This window comes from Pseudomonas sp. BNK-15 (assembly GCF_047456105.1).
GTDB classification, from domain to species: Bacteria; Pseudomonadota; Gammaproteobacteria; order Pseudomonadales; family Pseudomonadaceae; genus Aquipseudomonas; species Aquipseudomonas putida_E.
The window spans coordinates 3,342,184-3,356,492 of sequence record NZ_CP179898.1 but is presented as its reverse complement, the minus strand read 5'-3'; the positions used below and the strand labels follow the sequence as shown (position 1 = coordinate 3,356,492).

General features: G+C 63.3%; 14 protein-coding genes. 8 read left to right on the top strand and 6 right to left on the bottom strand.

Annotation, left to right across the window (positions count from 1 at the left end; all coding sequences use genetic code 11):
* Positions 1-121 precede the first annotated feature (121 nt).
* From ACMGF5_RS15345 to ACMGF5_RS15335, 3 genes are all read right to left on the bottom strand, one after another.
* On the bottom strand, positions 122-1,786 hold the full coding sequence (locus ACMGF5_RS15345) for a cation acetate symporter (RefSeq protein WP_046787403.1): 1,665 nt from the start codon (positions 1,784-1,786) through the stop codon (positions 122-124).
* Positions 1,783-2,094 carry a DUF485 domain-containing protein gene (locus tag ACMGF5_RS15340; protein WP_039604303.1) on the bottom strand — a complete coding sequence of 104 codons (312 nt, stop codon included), beginning with the start codon at positions 2,092-2,094 and terminating at the stop codon, positions 1,783-1,785. Before ACMGF5_RS15340 ends, ACMGF5_RS15345 begins: the two co-directional genes overlap by 4 nt.
* 244 nt (positions 2,095-2,338) lie before the next feature.
* Complete coding sequence (locus ACMGF5_RS15335; protein ID WP_046787404.1) at positions 2,339-3,199, bottom strand: glycine betaine ABC transporter substrate-binding protein; 861 nt, start codon at positions 3,197-3,199, stop codon at positions 2,339-2,341.
* Between the two features lie 197 nt (positions 3,200-3,396).
* Here ACMGF5_RS15335 and ACMGF5_RS15330 point away from each other — a divergent pair, with 197 nt between their 5' ends.
* A complete protein-coding gene (locus ACMGF5_RS15330; protein ID WP_414156925.1) occupies positions 3,397-4,962 on the top strand; it encodes a beta (1-6) glucans synthase in 1,566 nt (521 codons plus the stop codon).
* A 118-nt stretch (positions 4,963-5,080) separates the two neighbouring features.
* Here ACMGF5_RS15330 and ACMGF5_RS15325 read toward each other — a convergent pair whose 3' ends face one another.
* Entirely contained in the window at positions 5,081-5,449 is a 369-nt protein-coding gene (locus tag ACMGF5_RS15325; RefSeq protein WP_174142142.1) for a hypothetical protein, read from the bottom strand.
* A 194-nt stretch (positions 5,450-5,643) separates the two neighbouring features.
* On the opposite strand from ACMGF5_RS15325, the gene ACMGF5_RS15320 reads away from it, so the two are divergent.
* Positions 5,644-6,942, top strand: coding sequence for a serine/threonine protein kinase (locus ACMGF5_RS15320; RefSeq protein ID WP_039603299.1), 1,299 nt, complete (start codon positions 5,644-5,646; stop codon positions 6,940-6,942).
* Positions 6,935-7,759 (top strand): VacJ family lipoprotein, encoded by an 825-nt coding sequence (locus tag ACMGF5_RS15315; protein WP_281868134.1) that lies wholly within the window; start codon positions 6,935-6,937, stop codon positions 7,757-7,759. The genes ACMGF5_RS15320 and ACMGF5_RS15315 overlap by 8 nt, the downstream gene beginning before the upstream one ends.
* A gap of 153 nt (positions 7,760-7,912) precedes the next feature.
* On the opposite strand, the gene ACMGF5_RS15310 is transcribed toward ACMGF5_RS15315, so the two are convergent.
* Both ACMGF5_RS15310 and ACMGF5_RS15305 read right to left on the bottom strand, forming a co-directional pair.
* Positions 7,913-9,061: a patatin-like phospholipase family protein gene (locus ACMGF5_RS15310; RefSeq protein ID WP_204920141.1), complete on the bottom strand. Its 1,149-nt coding sequence runs from the start codon at positions 9,059-9,061 to the stop codon at positions 7,913-7,915.
* Between the two features lie 66 nt (positions 9,062-9,127).
* On the bottom strand, positions 9,128-10,063 hold the full coding sequence (locus ACMGF5_RS15305) for a lipid A biosynthesis lauroyl acyltransferase (RefSeq protein ID WP_046787407.1): 936 nt from the start codon (positions 10,061-10,063) through the stop codon (positions 9,128-9,130).
* 111 nt (positions 10,064-10,174) lie between these two features.
* Here ACMGF5_RS15305 and minC point away from each other — a divergent pair, with 111 nt between their 5' ends.
* From minC to ACMGF5_RS15280, 5 genes are all read left to right on the top strand, one after another.
* Positions 10,175-10,927, top strand: a complete 753-nt coding sequence (gene minC, locus ACMGF5_RS15300) for a septum site-determining protein MinC (protein WP_046787408.1) — start codon at positions 10,175-10,177, stop codon at positions 10,925-10,927.
* Positions 10,928-11,027: 100 nt separating this feature from the next.
* Positions 11,028-11,840, top strand: coding sequence for a septum site-determining protein MinD (minD, locus tag ACMGF5_RS15295; RefSeq protein ID WP_115272953.1), 813 nt, complete (start codon positions 11,028-11,030; stop codon positions 11,838-11,840).
* 3 nt (positions 11,841-11,843) lie between these two features.
* The gene (minE, locus tag ACMGF5_RS15290) at positions 11,844-12,098 is read left to right on the top strand and encodes a cell division topological specificity factor MinE (protein WP_012313197.1); all 255 of its coding nucleotides are present in this window, start codon (positions 11,844-11,846) and stop codon (positions 12,096-12,098) included.
* A 141-nt stretch (positions 12,099-12,239) separates the two neighbouring features.
* Positions 12,240-12,875 (top strand): RluA family pseudouridine synthase, encoded by a 636-nt coding sequence (locus ACMGF5_RS15285; RefSeq protein WP_012313196.1) that lies wholly within the window; start codon positions 12,240-12,242, stop codon positions 12,873-12,875.
* A 123-nt stretch (positions 12,876-12,998) separates the two neighbouring features.
* A complete protein-coding gene (locus ACMGF5_RS15280; protein ID WP_039603106.1) occupies positions 12,999-14,288 on the top strand; it encodes a M18 family aminopeptidase in 1,290 nt (429 codons plus the stop codon).
* Positions 14,289-14,309: the final 21 nt, after the last annotated feature.

Genomic DNA, 14,309 nt, shown 5'->3' with positions numbered 1-14,309 from the left:
TGGGGCGGGATAATCAGGAAGCTTCCGAGGGAGCTTCGGAAATTTCCGAGCGAAGGCAAAATGACACTGCACAATGCACAACGCCCCGACTGGCGGGGCGTTGTGTTTTTTGCGCTCTATGTCAGTGCGAAACCGCCCCGCTGGCCCCCAGGCCAGTTTGCGAGCGGACGAACTGCGGGAAGAACAGTGCGCGCTCGTTTTCAGCCGCCTTGGACTTGTCGGTGACCGAGAAGAACCAGATACCGACGAAGGCAATCAGCATCGAGAACAGCGCCGGGTACTCGTACGGGTAGATCGGCTTCTCGTGGCCGAGGATCTGCACCCAGATGGTCGGGCCAAGGATCATCAGTGTCACTGCGCTCACCAGGCCCAGCCAGCCGCCGATCATGGCGCCGCGGGTGGTCAGCTTCTTCCAGTACATCGAAAGCAGCAGTACCGGGAAGTTGCAGCTGGCGGCGATGGAGAACGCCAGGCCGACCATGAAGGCGATGTTCTGCTTCTCGAACAGAATACCCAGGCCGATCGCCAGCACGCCAAGGGCGATGGTGGTGATCTTCGAGACGCGGATCTCGTCCTTGTCGTTGGCCTTGCCCTTGCGCCATACGCTGGCGTACAGGTCGTGGGACACCGCCGAGGCACCGGCCAGGGTCAGGCCGGCAACCACCGCCAGGATGGTGGCGAACGCCACCGCCGAGATGAAGCCGAGGAAGATGCTGCCACCCACGGCATCGGCCAAATGCACCGCAGCCATGTTGTTGCCGCCCAGCAGGGCGCCGGCGGCGTCCTTGAAGTCCGGGTTGGTGCTGACCAGCAGGATCGCGCCGAAGCCGATGATGAAGGTCAGGATGTAGAAGTAGCCGATGAAGCCGGTGGCGTAGAGCACGCTCTTGCGCGCTTCCTTGGCGTCGCTGACGGTGAAGAAGCGCATCAGGATATGCGGCAGGCCGGCGGTACCGAACATCAGCGCCAGGCCCAGCGAGAAGGCCGAGATTGGGTCCTTGACCAGGCCGCCCGGGCTCATGATCGCCTCACCCTTGCTGTGCACCTTGATCGCTTCGGAGAACAGGGTGTTGAAGTCGAAGCCCACGTGCTTCATGACCATCAGTGCCATGAAGCTGGCGCCGGACAGCAGCAGTACGGCCTTGATGATCTGTACCCAGGTGGTGGCCAGCATGCCGCCGAACAGCACGTACAGGCACATCAGGATACCTACCAGGATCACCGCCACATGGTAGTCCAGGCCGAACAGCAGCTCGATCAGCTTGCCGGCGCCGACCATCTGCGCGATCAGGTAGAACGCCACCACCACCAGCGAACCGGAGGCCGACAGGGTACGGATTTCCTTTTGCCCCAGGCGGTAGGAGGCCACGTCGGCAAAGGTGTATTTGCCCAGGTTGCGCAGGCGTTCGGCGATCAGGAACAGAATGATCGGCCAGCCGACCAGAAAGCCGATCGAGTAGATCAGGCCGTCGTAGCCAGAGGTGAACACCAGCGCGGAAATACCCAGGAACGACGCTGCCGACATGTAGTCGCCGGCAATCGCCAGGCCGTTCTGAAAGCCGGTGATCTTGCCGCCGGCAGCGTAGTAGTCGGCTGCCGACTTATTGCGTTTGGAGGCCCAGTAGGTGATGCCCAAGGTGAAGGCGACGAAGGCCACGAACATGGCGATCGCTGCAACGTTCAGCGGCTGTTTCTGCACCTCGCCGGTCAGGGCATCGGCTGCCCACACGGCGGGTGCGAAAACGCCGCAGGCCAGTACGGCCAAGGCTTTGGTGTGACGAATCATTGTTGCGCCTCCTTGAGGATGGCCTTGTTCAGCTCATCGAACTCGCCGTTGGCGCGGCGCACGTAGATGGCGGTCAGGACGAATGCCGAAATGATCAGGCCGACGCCCAGGGGGATGCCCCAGGTAATCGACGACTCAGGGCTGAGCTTGGCGCCCAGCAGATGAGGACCGTAGGCGATCAGGAGGATGAAGGCGCAGTACAGGCCGAGCATGATCGCCGAGAGAATCCAGGCGAACCGTTCGCGTTTGGTCACCAGCTCCTTGAAGCGGGGGCTGTTTTGTATCGAGAGGTAAATGCTGTCGTTCATTGTTTTTGTCCTAGCAGCACAGATAGGGGATGGAACCCACACCGTCACTTTATGCTGCCTTTGAACGCCAACCAGACGACCTTAGTCTTAGATGCAACGGTGTTTTGCAGAATAGGTAACAAAGCGGGGCCGCTGTGCGGCCCTTTCGCGACACAAGGCCGCTCCTACAGCGCATAACGCCTGTAGGAGCGGCCTTGTGTCGCGAAGGGCTGCACAGCAGCCCCGCTTCGCAAAGTTTGATTCGTTACTTGCCAGTCCACTCCTTGACTCGGTCCGGATGCTTGGCCACCCAATCCTTCGCCGCTGCCTCAGGCTTGGCGCCTTCCTGAATCGCCAGCATCACCTCGCCGATCTCGTCCTTGGACTGCCAGCTGAACTTCTTCAGGAACTCGGCCACTTCCGGCGCTTTGGTCGCCAGTTCCTTGCTGCCGATACTGTTGACCGTCTCGGCGGCACCATAAACGCCTTTGGGGTCTTCGAGGAACTTCAGCTTCCACTTGGCGAACATCCAGTGCGGCACCCAGCCGGTCACGGCAATGGACTGCTGCTTGCCGTAGGCGCGGCCCAGTTCGGCGGTCATCGCCGCGCCGGAGCTTGCCTGCAGCTTGTAGCCGGTAAGGCCGTAGTCCTTGATGGCCTGGTCGGTCTTGAGCATCACCCCGGAGCCTGCGTCGATGCCGACGATCTTCTGCTTGAAGCTTTCGTCGGTCTTGAGGTCGGTAATGCTGTTGGCCTTGACGTACTCCGGCACGATCAGGCCGATCTTGGCATCCTTGAAGTTGGCGCCGTAATCGACCACGTTGTCCTTGTTCTTGGTCCAGTACTCACCGTGGGTCACCGGCAGCCAGGCCGAGAGCATGGCGTCGAGTTTGCCGGTGGCCACACCCTGCCACATGATGCCGGTGGCAACAGCCTGCAGTTTGACGTCGTAGCCGAGTTTCTGCTTGATCACTTCGGCGGCCACGTTGGTGGTCGCCACGCTGTCGGCCCAGCCATCCACGTAACCGATGCTCACTTCTTTGGCCATGGCCTGTGCAGCGCTCATGGCCAGTACCAGGGCGGTGCCCGCCCCCAGGAGTCGTCGCATTTTTTTCAAAGTTGCCATCAAAGCATCCCCTCGTCAGGTCTCGGAGATTGCATGATGTTCCTGCAACAAAGCGTGACCTGCTCCCACTGCGACCTGTACCCGATGCCTTTGCGACAGCACTGTGCCATTAGCGGCGTCTGCCTGCACCATTCTGCGCGATCCTTGCATGCCAAAGGATTGGCGCCGGGCTACTATCTAACGTTTTGCGCCTGACGATGGACCGCCTGATGCCCAGCCCTGCCCGCCTGTTGCTGCCGCTGTACCTGGTCGCCTGCCTGCTTGCCCTTGCAGGGCTTGGGGCGCTCTGGTACTCGCTCGGCAAGCCGATCCTGCTGCCGGACGCCGCCAGCCCCACGCACAAATTGCAGTGCGCCTCCTATACCCCGTTCGACAAGGACCAGTCGCCTTTCGACCAGCCTTTTCGCTTGCGCCCGGCGCGCATGGACGCCGACCTGGCGCTGTTGGCCGAACGATTTCAGTGCATCCGCACCTATTCCATGACCGGGCTTGAAGCGATTCCGGCACTGGCGCGCAAGCATGGCCTGAAGGTGATGCTCGGGGCTTGGGTCAATGCCAACCCGGCCGATACCGACAAGGAAGTGGACTTGCTGATCGCCGCCGCCAACGCCAACCCGGACGTGGTCAGTGCAGTGATCGTGGGCAACGAGGCGCTGCTGCGCAAGGAAGTGACGGGCGAGCGCCTGGCCGCGCTGATCGGCAAAGTGAAAAGCCAGGTCAAGGTGCCGGTGACCTATGCCGATGTCTGGGAGTTCTGGCTGCAGCACCCGCAGGTGGCGCCAGCGGTGGACTTCCTGACCATTCACCTGTTGCCCTACTGGGAGGACGACCCACGCGGTATCGACGATGCCCTGGCGCATGTCGCTGATGTGCGCCGGGTGTTCGGTACGCGCTTTGCGCCCAAGGATATCTTCATCGGCGAGACTGGCTGGCCCAGCGAAGGCCGCCAGCGCGAAACCGCTGTGCCCAGCCGGGCCAACGAGGCACGCTTCATCCGCGGTTTCGTCGCCATGGCCGAGGCCAATGGCTGGCACTACAACCTGATCGAAGCCTTCGACCAGCCGTGGAAGCGCGTCAGCGAAGGCGCGGTGGGCGGCTACTGGGGCCTGTACGATGCCGACCGGCAGGACAAAGGCGTACTCGAGGGCCCTGTGAGCAACCTGCACTACTGGCCCCAGTGGTTGCTGGCAAGCGCGGTGTTGATGGCAGTGATGCTGGTGTTCGCTGGGCGCCCTGGCACCGCGACCGGGGCTTTGCTGTTGCCGTTGCTGGCGGCGTTTGGCGCTGGCTGCCTGGGGCTGTGGGGCGAATTGATGCGGACCCACGCAAGGTTTGCCGGGGAATGGCTGTGGGCGGCGTTGCTGGCGGGGTTGAACCTGATGGTACTGGCCCATGCGGTACTTGCGTTGGCGCGCCGGGCTGGCTGGCGGGAGCGTGTGTTTGCCTGGCTCGAGGCGCGCGCTGGGTGGCTATTGCTGGCGGCAGGCTTTGCCGCGGCAGTGAGCATGCTGGCGATGGTGTTCGACCCGCGTTATCGCAGTTTCCCTACCGCGGCGTTGGCGTTGCCGGCGCTGGTTTACCTGCTGCGCCCGGTGGTAGCAGCACGGGCGGAGGTGGCGTTGCTGGCGTTTATCGTCGGGGCTGGCGTGATGCCGCAGCTGTACCGGGAAGGGCTGGAGAATCAGCAGGCCTGGGGGTGGGCAGTGGTCAGCGTGCTGATGGCTGCGGCGTTGTGGCGGAGTTTGCGGGTGCGCAAGGCTTGATACCCAGGTGCCTGCATCGCCGGCAAGCCGGCTCCCACTGGTAAAGCGCCGCCCTCAAGTACGGTGCAACTCCTGTGGGAGCTGGCTTGCCGGCGAATGGGCTGCACGGCAGCCCCTGTCAGGCGCGACGCGCTTGCCGTACCAACCGTAACCCCGCCAGCACCACCGCAAATACAGCAATGCTGGCGGTATACAGCACCAGCGCCGGGATGCCGAACACCAGCGCCAACACCGCCAGCCACCAACCGCTGCGCCCGCCAAGCACCTGCGCCAGCAACGCCAGCGCAAGCCCGGCCCAGGCCATCACCTGAAAGTGAATGCCCAGCCCCAGCATCGAGCGCACCTGGCACTGCCAGTGCTCACCCGGTACGGCGCAAAGGCCGACCCACTGCGCATCTTCCATCAACCCGTAGCGCACGCCGTAACTGGCAGCCAGCCACAAGGCGAGAAACAGCAACAGCAGCGCAGCCGGCAAGGTACGAGACATCCCGTTCTCCAATAGCAGTAATCGAAACGATCCATGATCGCCCAAGGCCGGTTGTAAGGCAAAATCACAATCTGCAGCTATGTTGCAGATAACAAGCACACCAAAGGCCACCGCACTTGGCAACTTTGCCAAGGCACTTGTGGTCCTAGCCTGCGTAGCGCAGTACCTTGCTCGCGTTCTTTCTGGGGGATTACATGCTTCGATATTGGCGCCTAGCCGCCCTTCTTGGCGGCCTGCTCATGGCTGTGGCCGCTTCTGCGCGCGACATCGACGCCGCAACCTACGGCTTCCCCTTGACCAACCCGTTCGAGGCGACGATCGCCACGACGCCGCCCGACCAGCGCCCAACGCTGCCCAGCGACGACGAGATCGACCAGAGCGACTACAGCCTCAATTTGCGCCCGGAGCGTGAATTCACCCTGCCCGACAATTTCTGGGCAGTGAAAAAGCTCAAGTACCGCCTGGCTCGCCAGGACCATGAAGCGCCGCTGATCTTCATCATCGCCGGCACCGGCGCGCCGTATTCGAGCACCATCAACGAATACCTGAAAAAGTTGTTCTACCAGGCCGGTTACCATGTGGTTCAGCTGTCGTCGCCGACCAGCTACGACTTCATGAGCGCCGCCTCGCGCTTCGCCACCCCGGGCATCAGCCGGGAAGACGCCGAAGACATGTACCGGGTGATGCAAGCCGTACGTGCCCAGCACCCGCGCCTGCCGATCAGCGAGTACTACCTCACCGGCTACAGCCTGGGCGCGCTGGACGCGGCGTTCGTCAGCCACCTGGATGAAACCCGCCGCAGCTTCAACTTCAAGCGTGTGCTGCTGCTCAACCCGCCGGTCAACCTGTACACCTCGATCAACAACCTCGACAAACTGGTGCAGACCCAGGTCAAAGGCATCGACCGCAGCACCACGTTCTATGAGCTGATGCTGGAAAAGCTCACCCGCTATTTCCAGGACAAGGGCTACATCGACCTCAACGAGGCGCTGCTGTATGACTTCCAGCAGTCGCGCCAGCACCTGTCCAACGAACAGATGGCGATGCTGATCGGCACCTCGTTCCGCTTCTCGGCGGCCGACATCGCCTTCACGTCGGACCTGATCAACCGCCGTGGCCTGATCATCCCGCCGAAGTACCCGATCACCGAGGGCAGCAGCCTTACGCCGTTCTTCAAGCGTGCCCTGCAGTGCGACTTCGACTGTTACATGACCGAGCAGGTGATCCCGATGTGGCGCGCCCGCACCGACGGCAACAGCATCCTGCAACTGGTCAACCAGGTGAGCCTGTACGCGCTGGAGGATTACCTGCGCGACAGCCCGAAAATCGCCGTGATGCACAATGCCGATGACGTCATCCTCGGCCCGGGCGATATCGGCTTCCTGCGCAAGGTGTTCGGCGAGCGCCTGACCCTTTACCCCCATGGCGGCCATTGCGGCAACCTCAACTACCGCGTCAACAGCGACGCCATGCTGGAGTTCTTCCGTGGTTAACAAATTCCTCTTCGCCACCGCCCTGCTGTTTGCCGGCAATGCCCTGGCCGCGGAAACCGCGCCGCGCACCAGCGTGATCGAGTCCGACCCTCAGGTAACCGCCGAACCCTTGGCCCCCGAAGCCGACGGTTTCACCGACCCGCTGCGCGAACTGAAATTCAACCCAGGCCTGGACCAGCGCGAATTCGAGCGCTCCACCCTGGCGGCGCTCAACATATACGACCCGCTGGAGTCGCTGAACCGGCGCATCTACCACTTCAACTACCGCCTGGACCAGTGGGTGCTGCTGCCGCTGGTGGATGGCTATCAGTACGTCACACCCAGGTTCGTGCGTACCGGGGTGAGCAATTTCTTCAATAACCTGGGCGATGTGCCGAACCTGTTCAACAGCGTGCTGCAGCTGAAAGCCAAGCGTTCGGCAGAGATCACCGCACGGTTGATGTTCAATACCATCATCGGTGTGGGTGGGCTGTGGGACCCGGCGACCAAGATGGGCCTGCCGCGCCAGAGCGAGGATTTTGGCCAGACGTTGGGGTTCTATGGCGTGCCTGATGGGCCGTACATCATGCTGCCGGTGCTTGGGCCGTCCAACCTGCGCGATACCACCGGGGTGGTGGTGGATTACGCTGGCGAACAGGCGATCAATTACCTGAACATGGCCGAGGTCAGCACCGATCATCCGGAAATCTTCCTGCTGCGCGCGGTGGACAAGCGCTACACCACCAAATTCCGCTACGGCCAGCTCAACTCGCCGTTCGAGTACGAGAAGGTTCGGTATGTGTATACCCAGTCGCGCAAGCTGCAGATTGCCGAGTAACGTGCTGCCTGCACAACCGCTGTAGGAGCGGCCTCGTGTCGCGAAAGGGCCGCACAGCGGCCCCATCGATAGTTGCAGCGCCGCTGAAAACCTGGGGCCGCTTTGCGGCCCTTTCGCGACACAAGGCCGCTCCTACGCGCCGCGTAGGTTCGGTTACACCCCCAGAAACTGCTCAAGCTCCCGCCGCTTGGCCAGCGCATCCCGCCGCCCCAGCTCGATCAGCTCGCTGCAATAGCTGGCTTCGAACAGCAAGTAGCTCAACACCCCCGCCCCGCTGGTCCGCGTCGCCCCCGGCCCGCGCAGGAACAAGCGCAGCGCTGCCGGCAGCTCGCGCCGATGCCGTGCGGCAATTTCGTCCAGCGGCTGGCTGGGCGCCACCACCAGCACCTCGATCGGCGCCAGGCCCAGGCGTGGCGCATCCAGGTGGGCGGGCAGCAGGCGGCTGAGGTGGTTCAAACGCTGCAACAGCTCGATATCGCCTTCCAGGCTGTCGATGAACGTGCTGTTGAGCATGTGCCCGGCGATCTGCGCCAGGCTTGGCTGATGGCCACTGAACACGCGCTGGGTCGGCAGCGGCGGCGCTGGCCGCTGCGGGTTGCCGCTGACGCCGACCACCAGCACGCGGCTGGCACCCAGGTGCAGGGCCGGGCTGATCGGCGCCGACTGGCGAACCGCGCCGTCGCCGTAGTACTCATCGCCGAGCCGCACCGGGGCGAACAGCAGCGGGATGGCCGAGCTGGCCAGCAGGTGGTCAACGGTCAAGGGCGTGGGCACACCGAGCCGGCGGTGGCGCAGCCAGGCGTCGATGGTGCCGCGGCCTTGGTAGAAGGTCACCGCCTGGCCAGACTCGTAGCCGAATGCGGTTACCGCCACCGCGCGCAGCTGCTCGCTGGCCAAAGCATGGGTAATGCCATCGAGGTCGATGTGCGACTGCAACAGGCCGCGCAGCGGGCTGCTGTCGAGCAGGGCAACCGGTGCCTGGCCACCCAGCCCCAGCAGGTTGTGGCCGACAAAGCGGCTGGCCTGGCGGATTACACCGGGCCAGTCGCTGCGCAACACCAGGTGGCTGCCCAGGTTCTGCCAGAAGGCGGTGAGCCTTTGCACTGCCTCGCTGAAGCGCATTGCGCCACTGGCCAGGGTCACGGCATTGATGGCGCCGGCCGAGGTACCGACGATCACCGGGAAGGGGTTGGCTGCGCCGGCAGGCAGCAGCTCGGCGATGCCGGCCAGAACGCCGACCTGGTAGGCAGCGCGGGCGCCGCCGCCAGAGAGGATCAGGCCGGTAGTCGGGGGTGGGGCCATGTCTTGCTCCCTGGAACTTTTACCGCCAGTGCTGGCCTCATCGCCGGCAGGCCGGCGCCCACATGATCAGCGCTTTTTCTTGTCATACAGCCGCGGCGCACCTTCAGGCCGCGACTTGAAGCGCCGGTGCGCCCACAGGTACTGCTCCGGGCACTCGCGCAACACGCCTTCGATCCACTGGTTGATGCGCAGGCAATCGGCCTCTTCGCTTTCACCGGGGAAGCCTTCCAGCGGCGGGTGGATCACCAGGCGATAGCCACTGCCATCCTCCAGGCGCTTCTGGGTGAAGGGAATGACCTGCGCCTTGCCCAGGCGGGCGAACTTGGTGGTGGCGGTAACCGTCGCCGCCTGGATGCCGAACAACGGCACGAACAGGCTTTGCTTGGCGCCGTAGTCCTGGTCGGGCGCATACCAGATGGCGCGGCCGGCACGCAGCAGTTTGAGCATGCCGCGCACGTCTTCACGCTCCACCGCAAGCGAATCGAGGTTGTGGCGCTCACGGCCGCTGCGCTGGATGAAGTCGAACAGCGGGTTGCCATGCTCGCGGTACATGCCGTCGATGGTGTGCACCTGGCCCAGCAACGCGGCGCCGATCTCCAGGGTGGTGAAATGCACGGCCATGAGGATCGCGCCCTGCCCGGCCTGTTGCGCGGCTTGCAGGTGCTCGAGGCCTTCGATGTGCGCCAGGCGCGCCAGCCTGGCCTTGGGCCACCACCAGCTCATGGCCATTTCGAAGAAGGCGATGCCGGTGGAGGCGAAATTCGCCTTCAACAAACGGCGCCGTTCGTCGACGGACATCTGGGGGAAACACAGTTCCAGGTTGCGTGCAGCGATGCGTCGGCGCTCACCGGCCACCCGGTACATCAGCGCGCCCAGGGCAGCGCCAAGCCACAACAGGGCGCGGTAGGGCAACTGCACCACCAGCCACAGCAGGCCCAGGCCCAGCCACAGGCCCCAGAACCTGGGGTGAAGGAAATAGGGACGAAAACGCGGGCGTTCCATTGAAGCTTCCGGTAAGTCAAAGGCCGAGCATTCTACATCGGATCGGCGCCGGTTGCGGCCAACCGGTCTTATCGTTATAAGTCAGGGCACTTTTTCCGCAACAAGCCGTCTATGCAGACCATGAGCCCAAACCACACACCCGACACCGCCTCCGTGTTCCAGCTCAAGGGCAGCATGCTCGCCATCACTGTGCTGGAGCTGGGGCGCAACGACCTTGAAGCCCTCGACCGCCAGCTGGCGGCGAAAGTGGCCCAAGCCCCCAATTTTTTCAGCAACACACCGTTGGTGCTGGCGCTGGACAAGCTGCCGGCCGACGAAGGGGCGATCGACCTGCCCGGGCTGATGCGCATCTGCCGTCACCACGGCCTGCGAACCCTGGCGATCCGTGCCAACCGCATCGAGGACATCGCTGCCGCGATCGCCATCGACCTGCCGGTATTGCCGCCCTCCGGCGCCCGTGAGCGGCCGCTGGAGCCGGAGCCGGAAGTGAAAAAGCCCGAGCCGGCGCCGGCGCCCGCTGCAGAGCCGGAAATCCGCCCGACCCGGATCATCACTTCGCCTGTACGTGGCGGCCAGCAGATCTATGCTCAGGGTGGCGACCTGGTGGTCACAGGGTCTGTGAGCCCGGGTGCGGAACTTCTGGCCGATGGCAACATCCATGTGTACGGCGCCATGCGCGGCCGCGCCCTGGCCGGCATCAAAGGCAACACCAAGGCCCGTATCTTCTGCCAGCAGATGACCGCCGAAATGGTCTCCATCGCTGGCCAGTACAAGGTCTGCGAGGACCTGCGCCGCGACCCGCTGTGGGGCGGCGGCGTGCAAGTCAGCCTGTCCGGTGACGTGTTGAACATCACCCGTCTTTAACGGATACTTGCCGTCATTTTTAGAGCAACTTTTTTACCTGTTGCCGTTTTTTTGCATTTTGCTGGGACGCCTGTCCCGACTTATTTAGGGGTGAAACACCTTGGCCAAGATTCTCGTCGTTACTTCCGGCAAGGGGGGTGTGGGCAAGACCACCACCAGCGCCGCCATCGGCACCGGCCTCGCACTGCGCGGCCACAAGACGGTCATCGTCGACTTCGACGTGGGCCTGCGTAACCTCGACCTGATCATGGGCTGCGAGCGCCGCGTGGTTTACGACTTCGTCAACGTGGTCAACGGCGAAGCCAACCTGCAGCAGGCCCTGATCAAGGACAAGCGCCTTGAGAACCTGTACGTACTTGCCGCCAGCCAGACCCGCGACAAGGACGCACTGACCCAGGAAGGCGTCGAAAAGGTACTGATGGACCTCAAAGCACAGTTCGAGTACGTCATCTGCGACTCGCCGGCGGGTATCGAGAAAGGCGCGCACCTGGCCATGTACTTCGCCGACGAAGCCATCGTCGTGACCAACCCTGAAGTGTCTTCGGTACGTGACTCCGACCGTATGCTGGGCATCCTGTCGAGCAAGTCGCGCCGCTCTGAAAACGGCGAAGAGCCGATCAAGGAGCACCTGCTGATCACCCGTTACCACCCCGAGCGTGTCGTCAAGGGCGAAATGCTGAGCGTGGCCGACGTCGAGGAGATCCTGTCGATCAAGCTCAAGGGTGTGATCCCGGAGTCGCAGGCGGTACTCAAGGCGTCCAACCAAGGTATCCCGGTCATTCTCGATGATCAGAGCGATGCTGGCCAGGCCTACAGCGACGCGGTCGACCGCCTGCTGGGCAAAGAGAAGCCGATGCGCTTCATCGATGTACAGAAGAAGGGATTCTTCGAGCGCATTTTCGGGAGCAAATAAACCATGAACCTTTTTGACTTCTTTCGTGGCAGACAGAAACAGACCAGTGCGTCGGTGGCGAAAGAGCGTCTACAGATCATCGTGGCGCATGAGCGCGGCCAGCGCAGCGAACCGGACTACCTGCCGGCCCTGCAAAAAGAGCTGCTCGAGGTGATCCGCAAGTATGTGAACATCGGCAGCGATGATGTGCACATCGAACTGGAAAACCAGGGCAGTTGCTCGATTCTGGAGCTGAACATCACCTTGCCCGATCGCTGATACAGCGAACGGGCTTGATCATTGGGGCTGCTTTGCAGCCCGTTCGCGACACAAGGCCGCTCCTACAGAGAGCGGCCTTGTGTCGCGAACGGGCCGCAACGCGGCCCCAATGGTTTTCCCCGATTTGACCGAGAACCCGCAATGCCGCTGTCGAACGTCCAGATCCTTCATGAAGACGCCGCCATCCTGGTGGTCAACAAGCCGACCCTGCTGCTGTCGGTGCCAGGCCGCGCCGATGACAACAAGGACTGCCTGATCACCCGCCTGCAGGAAAACGGCTACCCGGATGCGCTGATCGTCCACCGCCTGGACTGGGAAACCTCCGGCATCATCCTGCTGGCCCGCGATGCCGACAGCCACCGCGAGCTGTCGCGCCAGTTCCACGACCGCGAGACCGAGAAGGCCTACACCGCACTGTGCTGGGGCCAACCGGCGCTGGACAGCGGCAGCATCGATTTGCCCCTGCGCTACGACCCGCCCACCAAGCCCCGCCATGTGGTGGACCATGAGCAAGGCAAACACGCCCTGACCTTCTGGCGCATCCTCGAGCGTTGCGGCGACCACTGCCGGGTGGAGCTGACGCCGATCACCGGCCGTTCGCACCAGTTGCGCGTGCACATGCTGTCGATCGGGCACCCGCTGCTCGGTGACCGTTTGTATGCCAACCCCGAGGCGCTGGCGGCACATGAGCGGTTGTGCCTGCATGCGGCCATGTTGAGCTTCACCCACCCGGTTTCCGGTGAGCGGCTGAAGTTCGAGTGCCCTGCACCTTTTTAAGCTGCAAGCTTCAAGCGACAAGCTGCAAGAAAAGCCAGAACAGATCGCGTTGCAGCTTGCTCCGCGGCCTGCTCTTGCTTGAAGCTTGCAGCTTGCGGCTTGAAGCTCGAATTGGAGTGAGTTATGCGCGAAGCACTGAACACCGGCCTGATCGATTTTCTCAAGGCCTCCCCTACGCCCTTCCACGCCACCGCCAGCCTGGCCCTGCGCCTCGAAGCGGCCGGCTACCAGCGCCTGGACGAGCGTGACAGTTGGGCCACGGTGCCTGGCGGCCGCTATTACGTCACCCGCAACGATTCTTCGATCATCGCCATCAACCTGGGCAAGCAAGCGCCGCTGCTGGGTGGCATTCGCATGGTCGGTGCGCACACCGACAGCCCGTGCCTGCGGGTCAAGCCGCAGCCGGAGCTGCAGCGCCAAGGGTTCCTGCAGTTGGGTGTGGAAGTGTACGGCGGCGCCCTGCTGGCGCCGTGGTTCGACCGTGACCTGTCGCTGGCCGGCCGCGTGACCTTCCGGCGTGATGGCAAGGTCGAAAGCCAGCTGATCGACTTCAAGCTGCCGATCGCCATCATTCCCAACCTGGCGATCCACCTCAACCGCACTGCCAACGAAGGCTGGCAGATCAACCCGCAGAACGAACTGCCACCAATCCTGGCCCAGGTGGCCGGCGACGAGCGCATCGACTTCCGCGCCCTGCTCACCGAGCAGCTTGCCCGTGAACACCAGCTCAACGCCGACGTGGTGCTGGACTACGAGCTGAGCTTCTACGACACCCAAGACGCCGCACTGATCGGCCTGAACGGTGACTTCATCGCCGGGGCGCGCCTGGACAACCTGCTGTCGTGCTACGCCGGCCTGCAGGCGCTGCTGGCCGCTGACAGTGACGAAACCTGCGTGCTGGTGTGCAACGACCACGAAGAAGTCGGCAGCTGCTCGGCCTGCGGCGCCGACGGCCCGATGCTCGAGCAGACCCTGCAGCGCCTGCTGCCGGACGGCGACACTTACGTGCGCACCATCCAGCGCTCGCTCATGGTCTCGGCCGACAATGCCCACGGCGTGCACCCCAACTACGCCGACAAGCATGACGGCAACCACGGGCCCAAGCTCAACGCCGGGCCGGTGATCAAGGTCAACAACAACCAGCGCTACGCTACCAACAGCGAAACTGCCGGCTTCTTCCGCCACCTGTGCATGGCCGAAGAAGTGCCGGTGCAGAGCTTCGTGGTGCGCAGCGACATGGGCTGCGGCTCGACCATCGGCCCGATCACTGCCAGCCACCTGGGCGTGCGCACGGTCGATATCGGCCTGCCGACCTTTGCCATGCACTCGATACGTGAACTGTGCGGCAGCCAGGATCTGGCGCACCTGGTGAAGGTGTTGACCGCGTTTTACCGCAGCCGCGAACTGCCCTGACCGCCGGCAACGCCCGCCCCT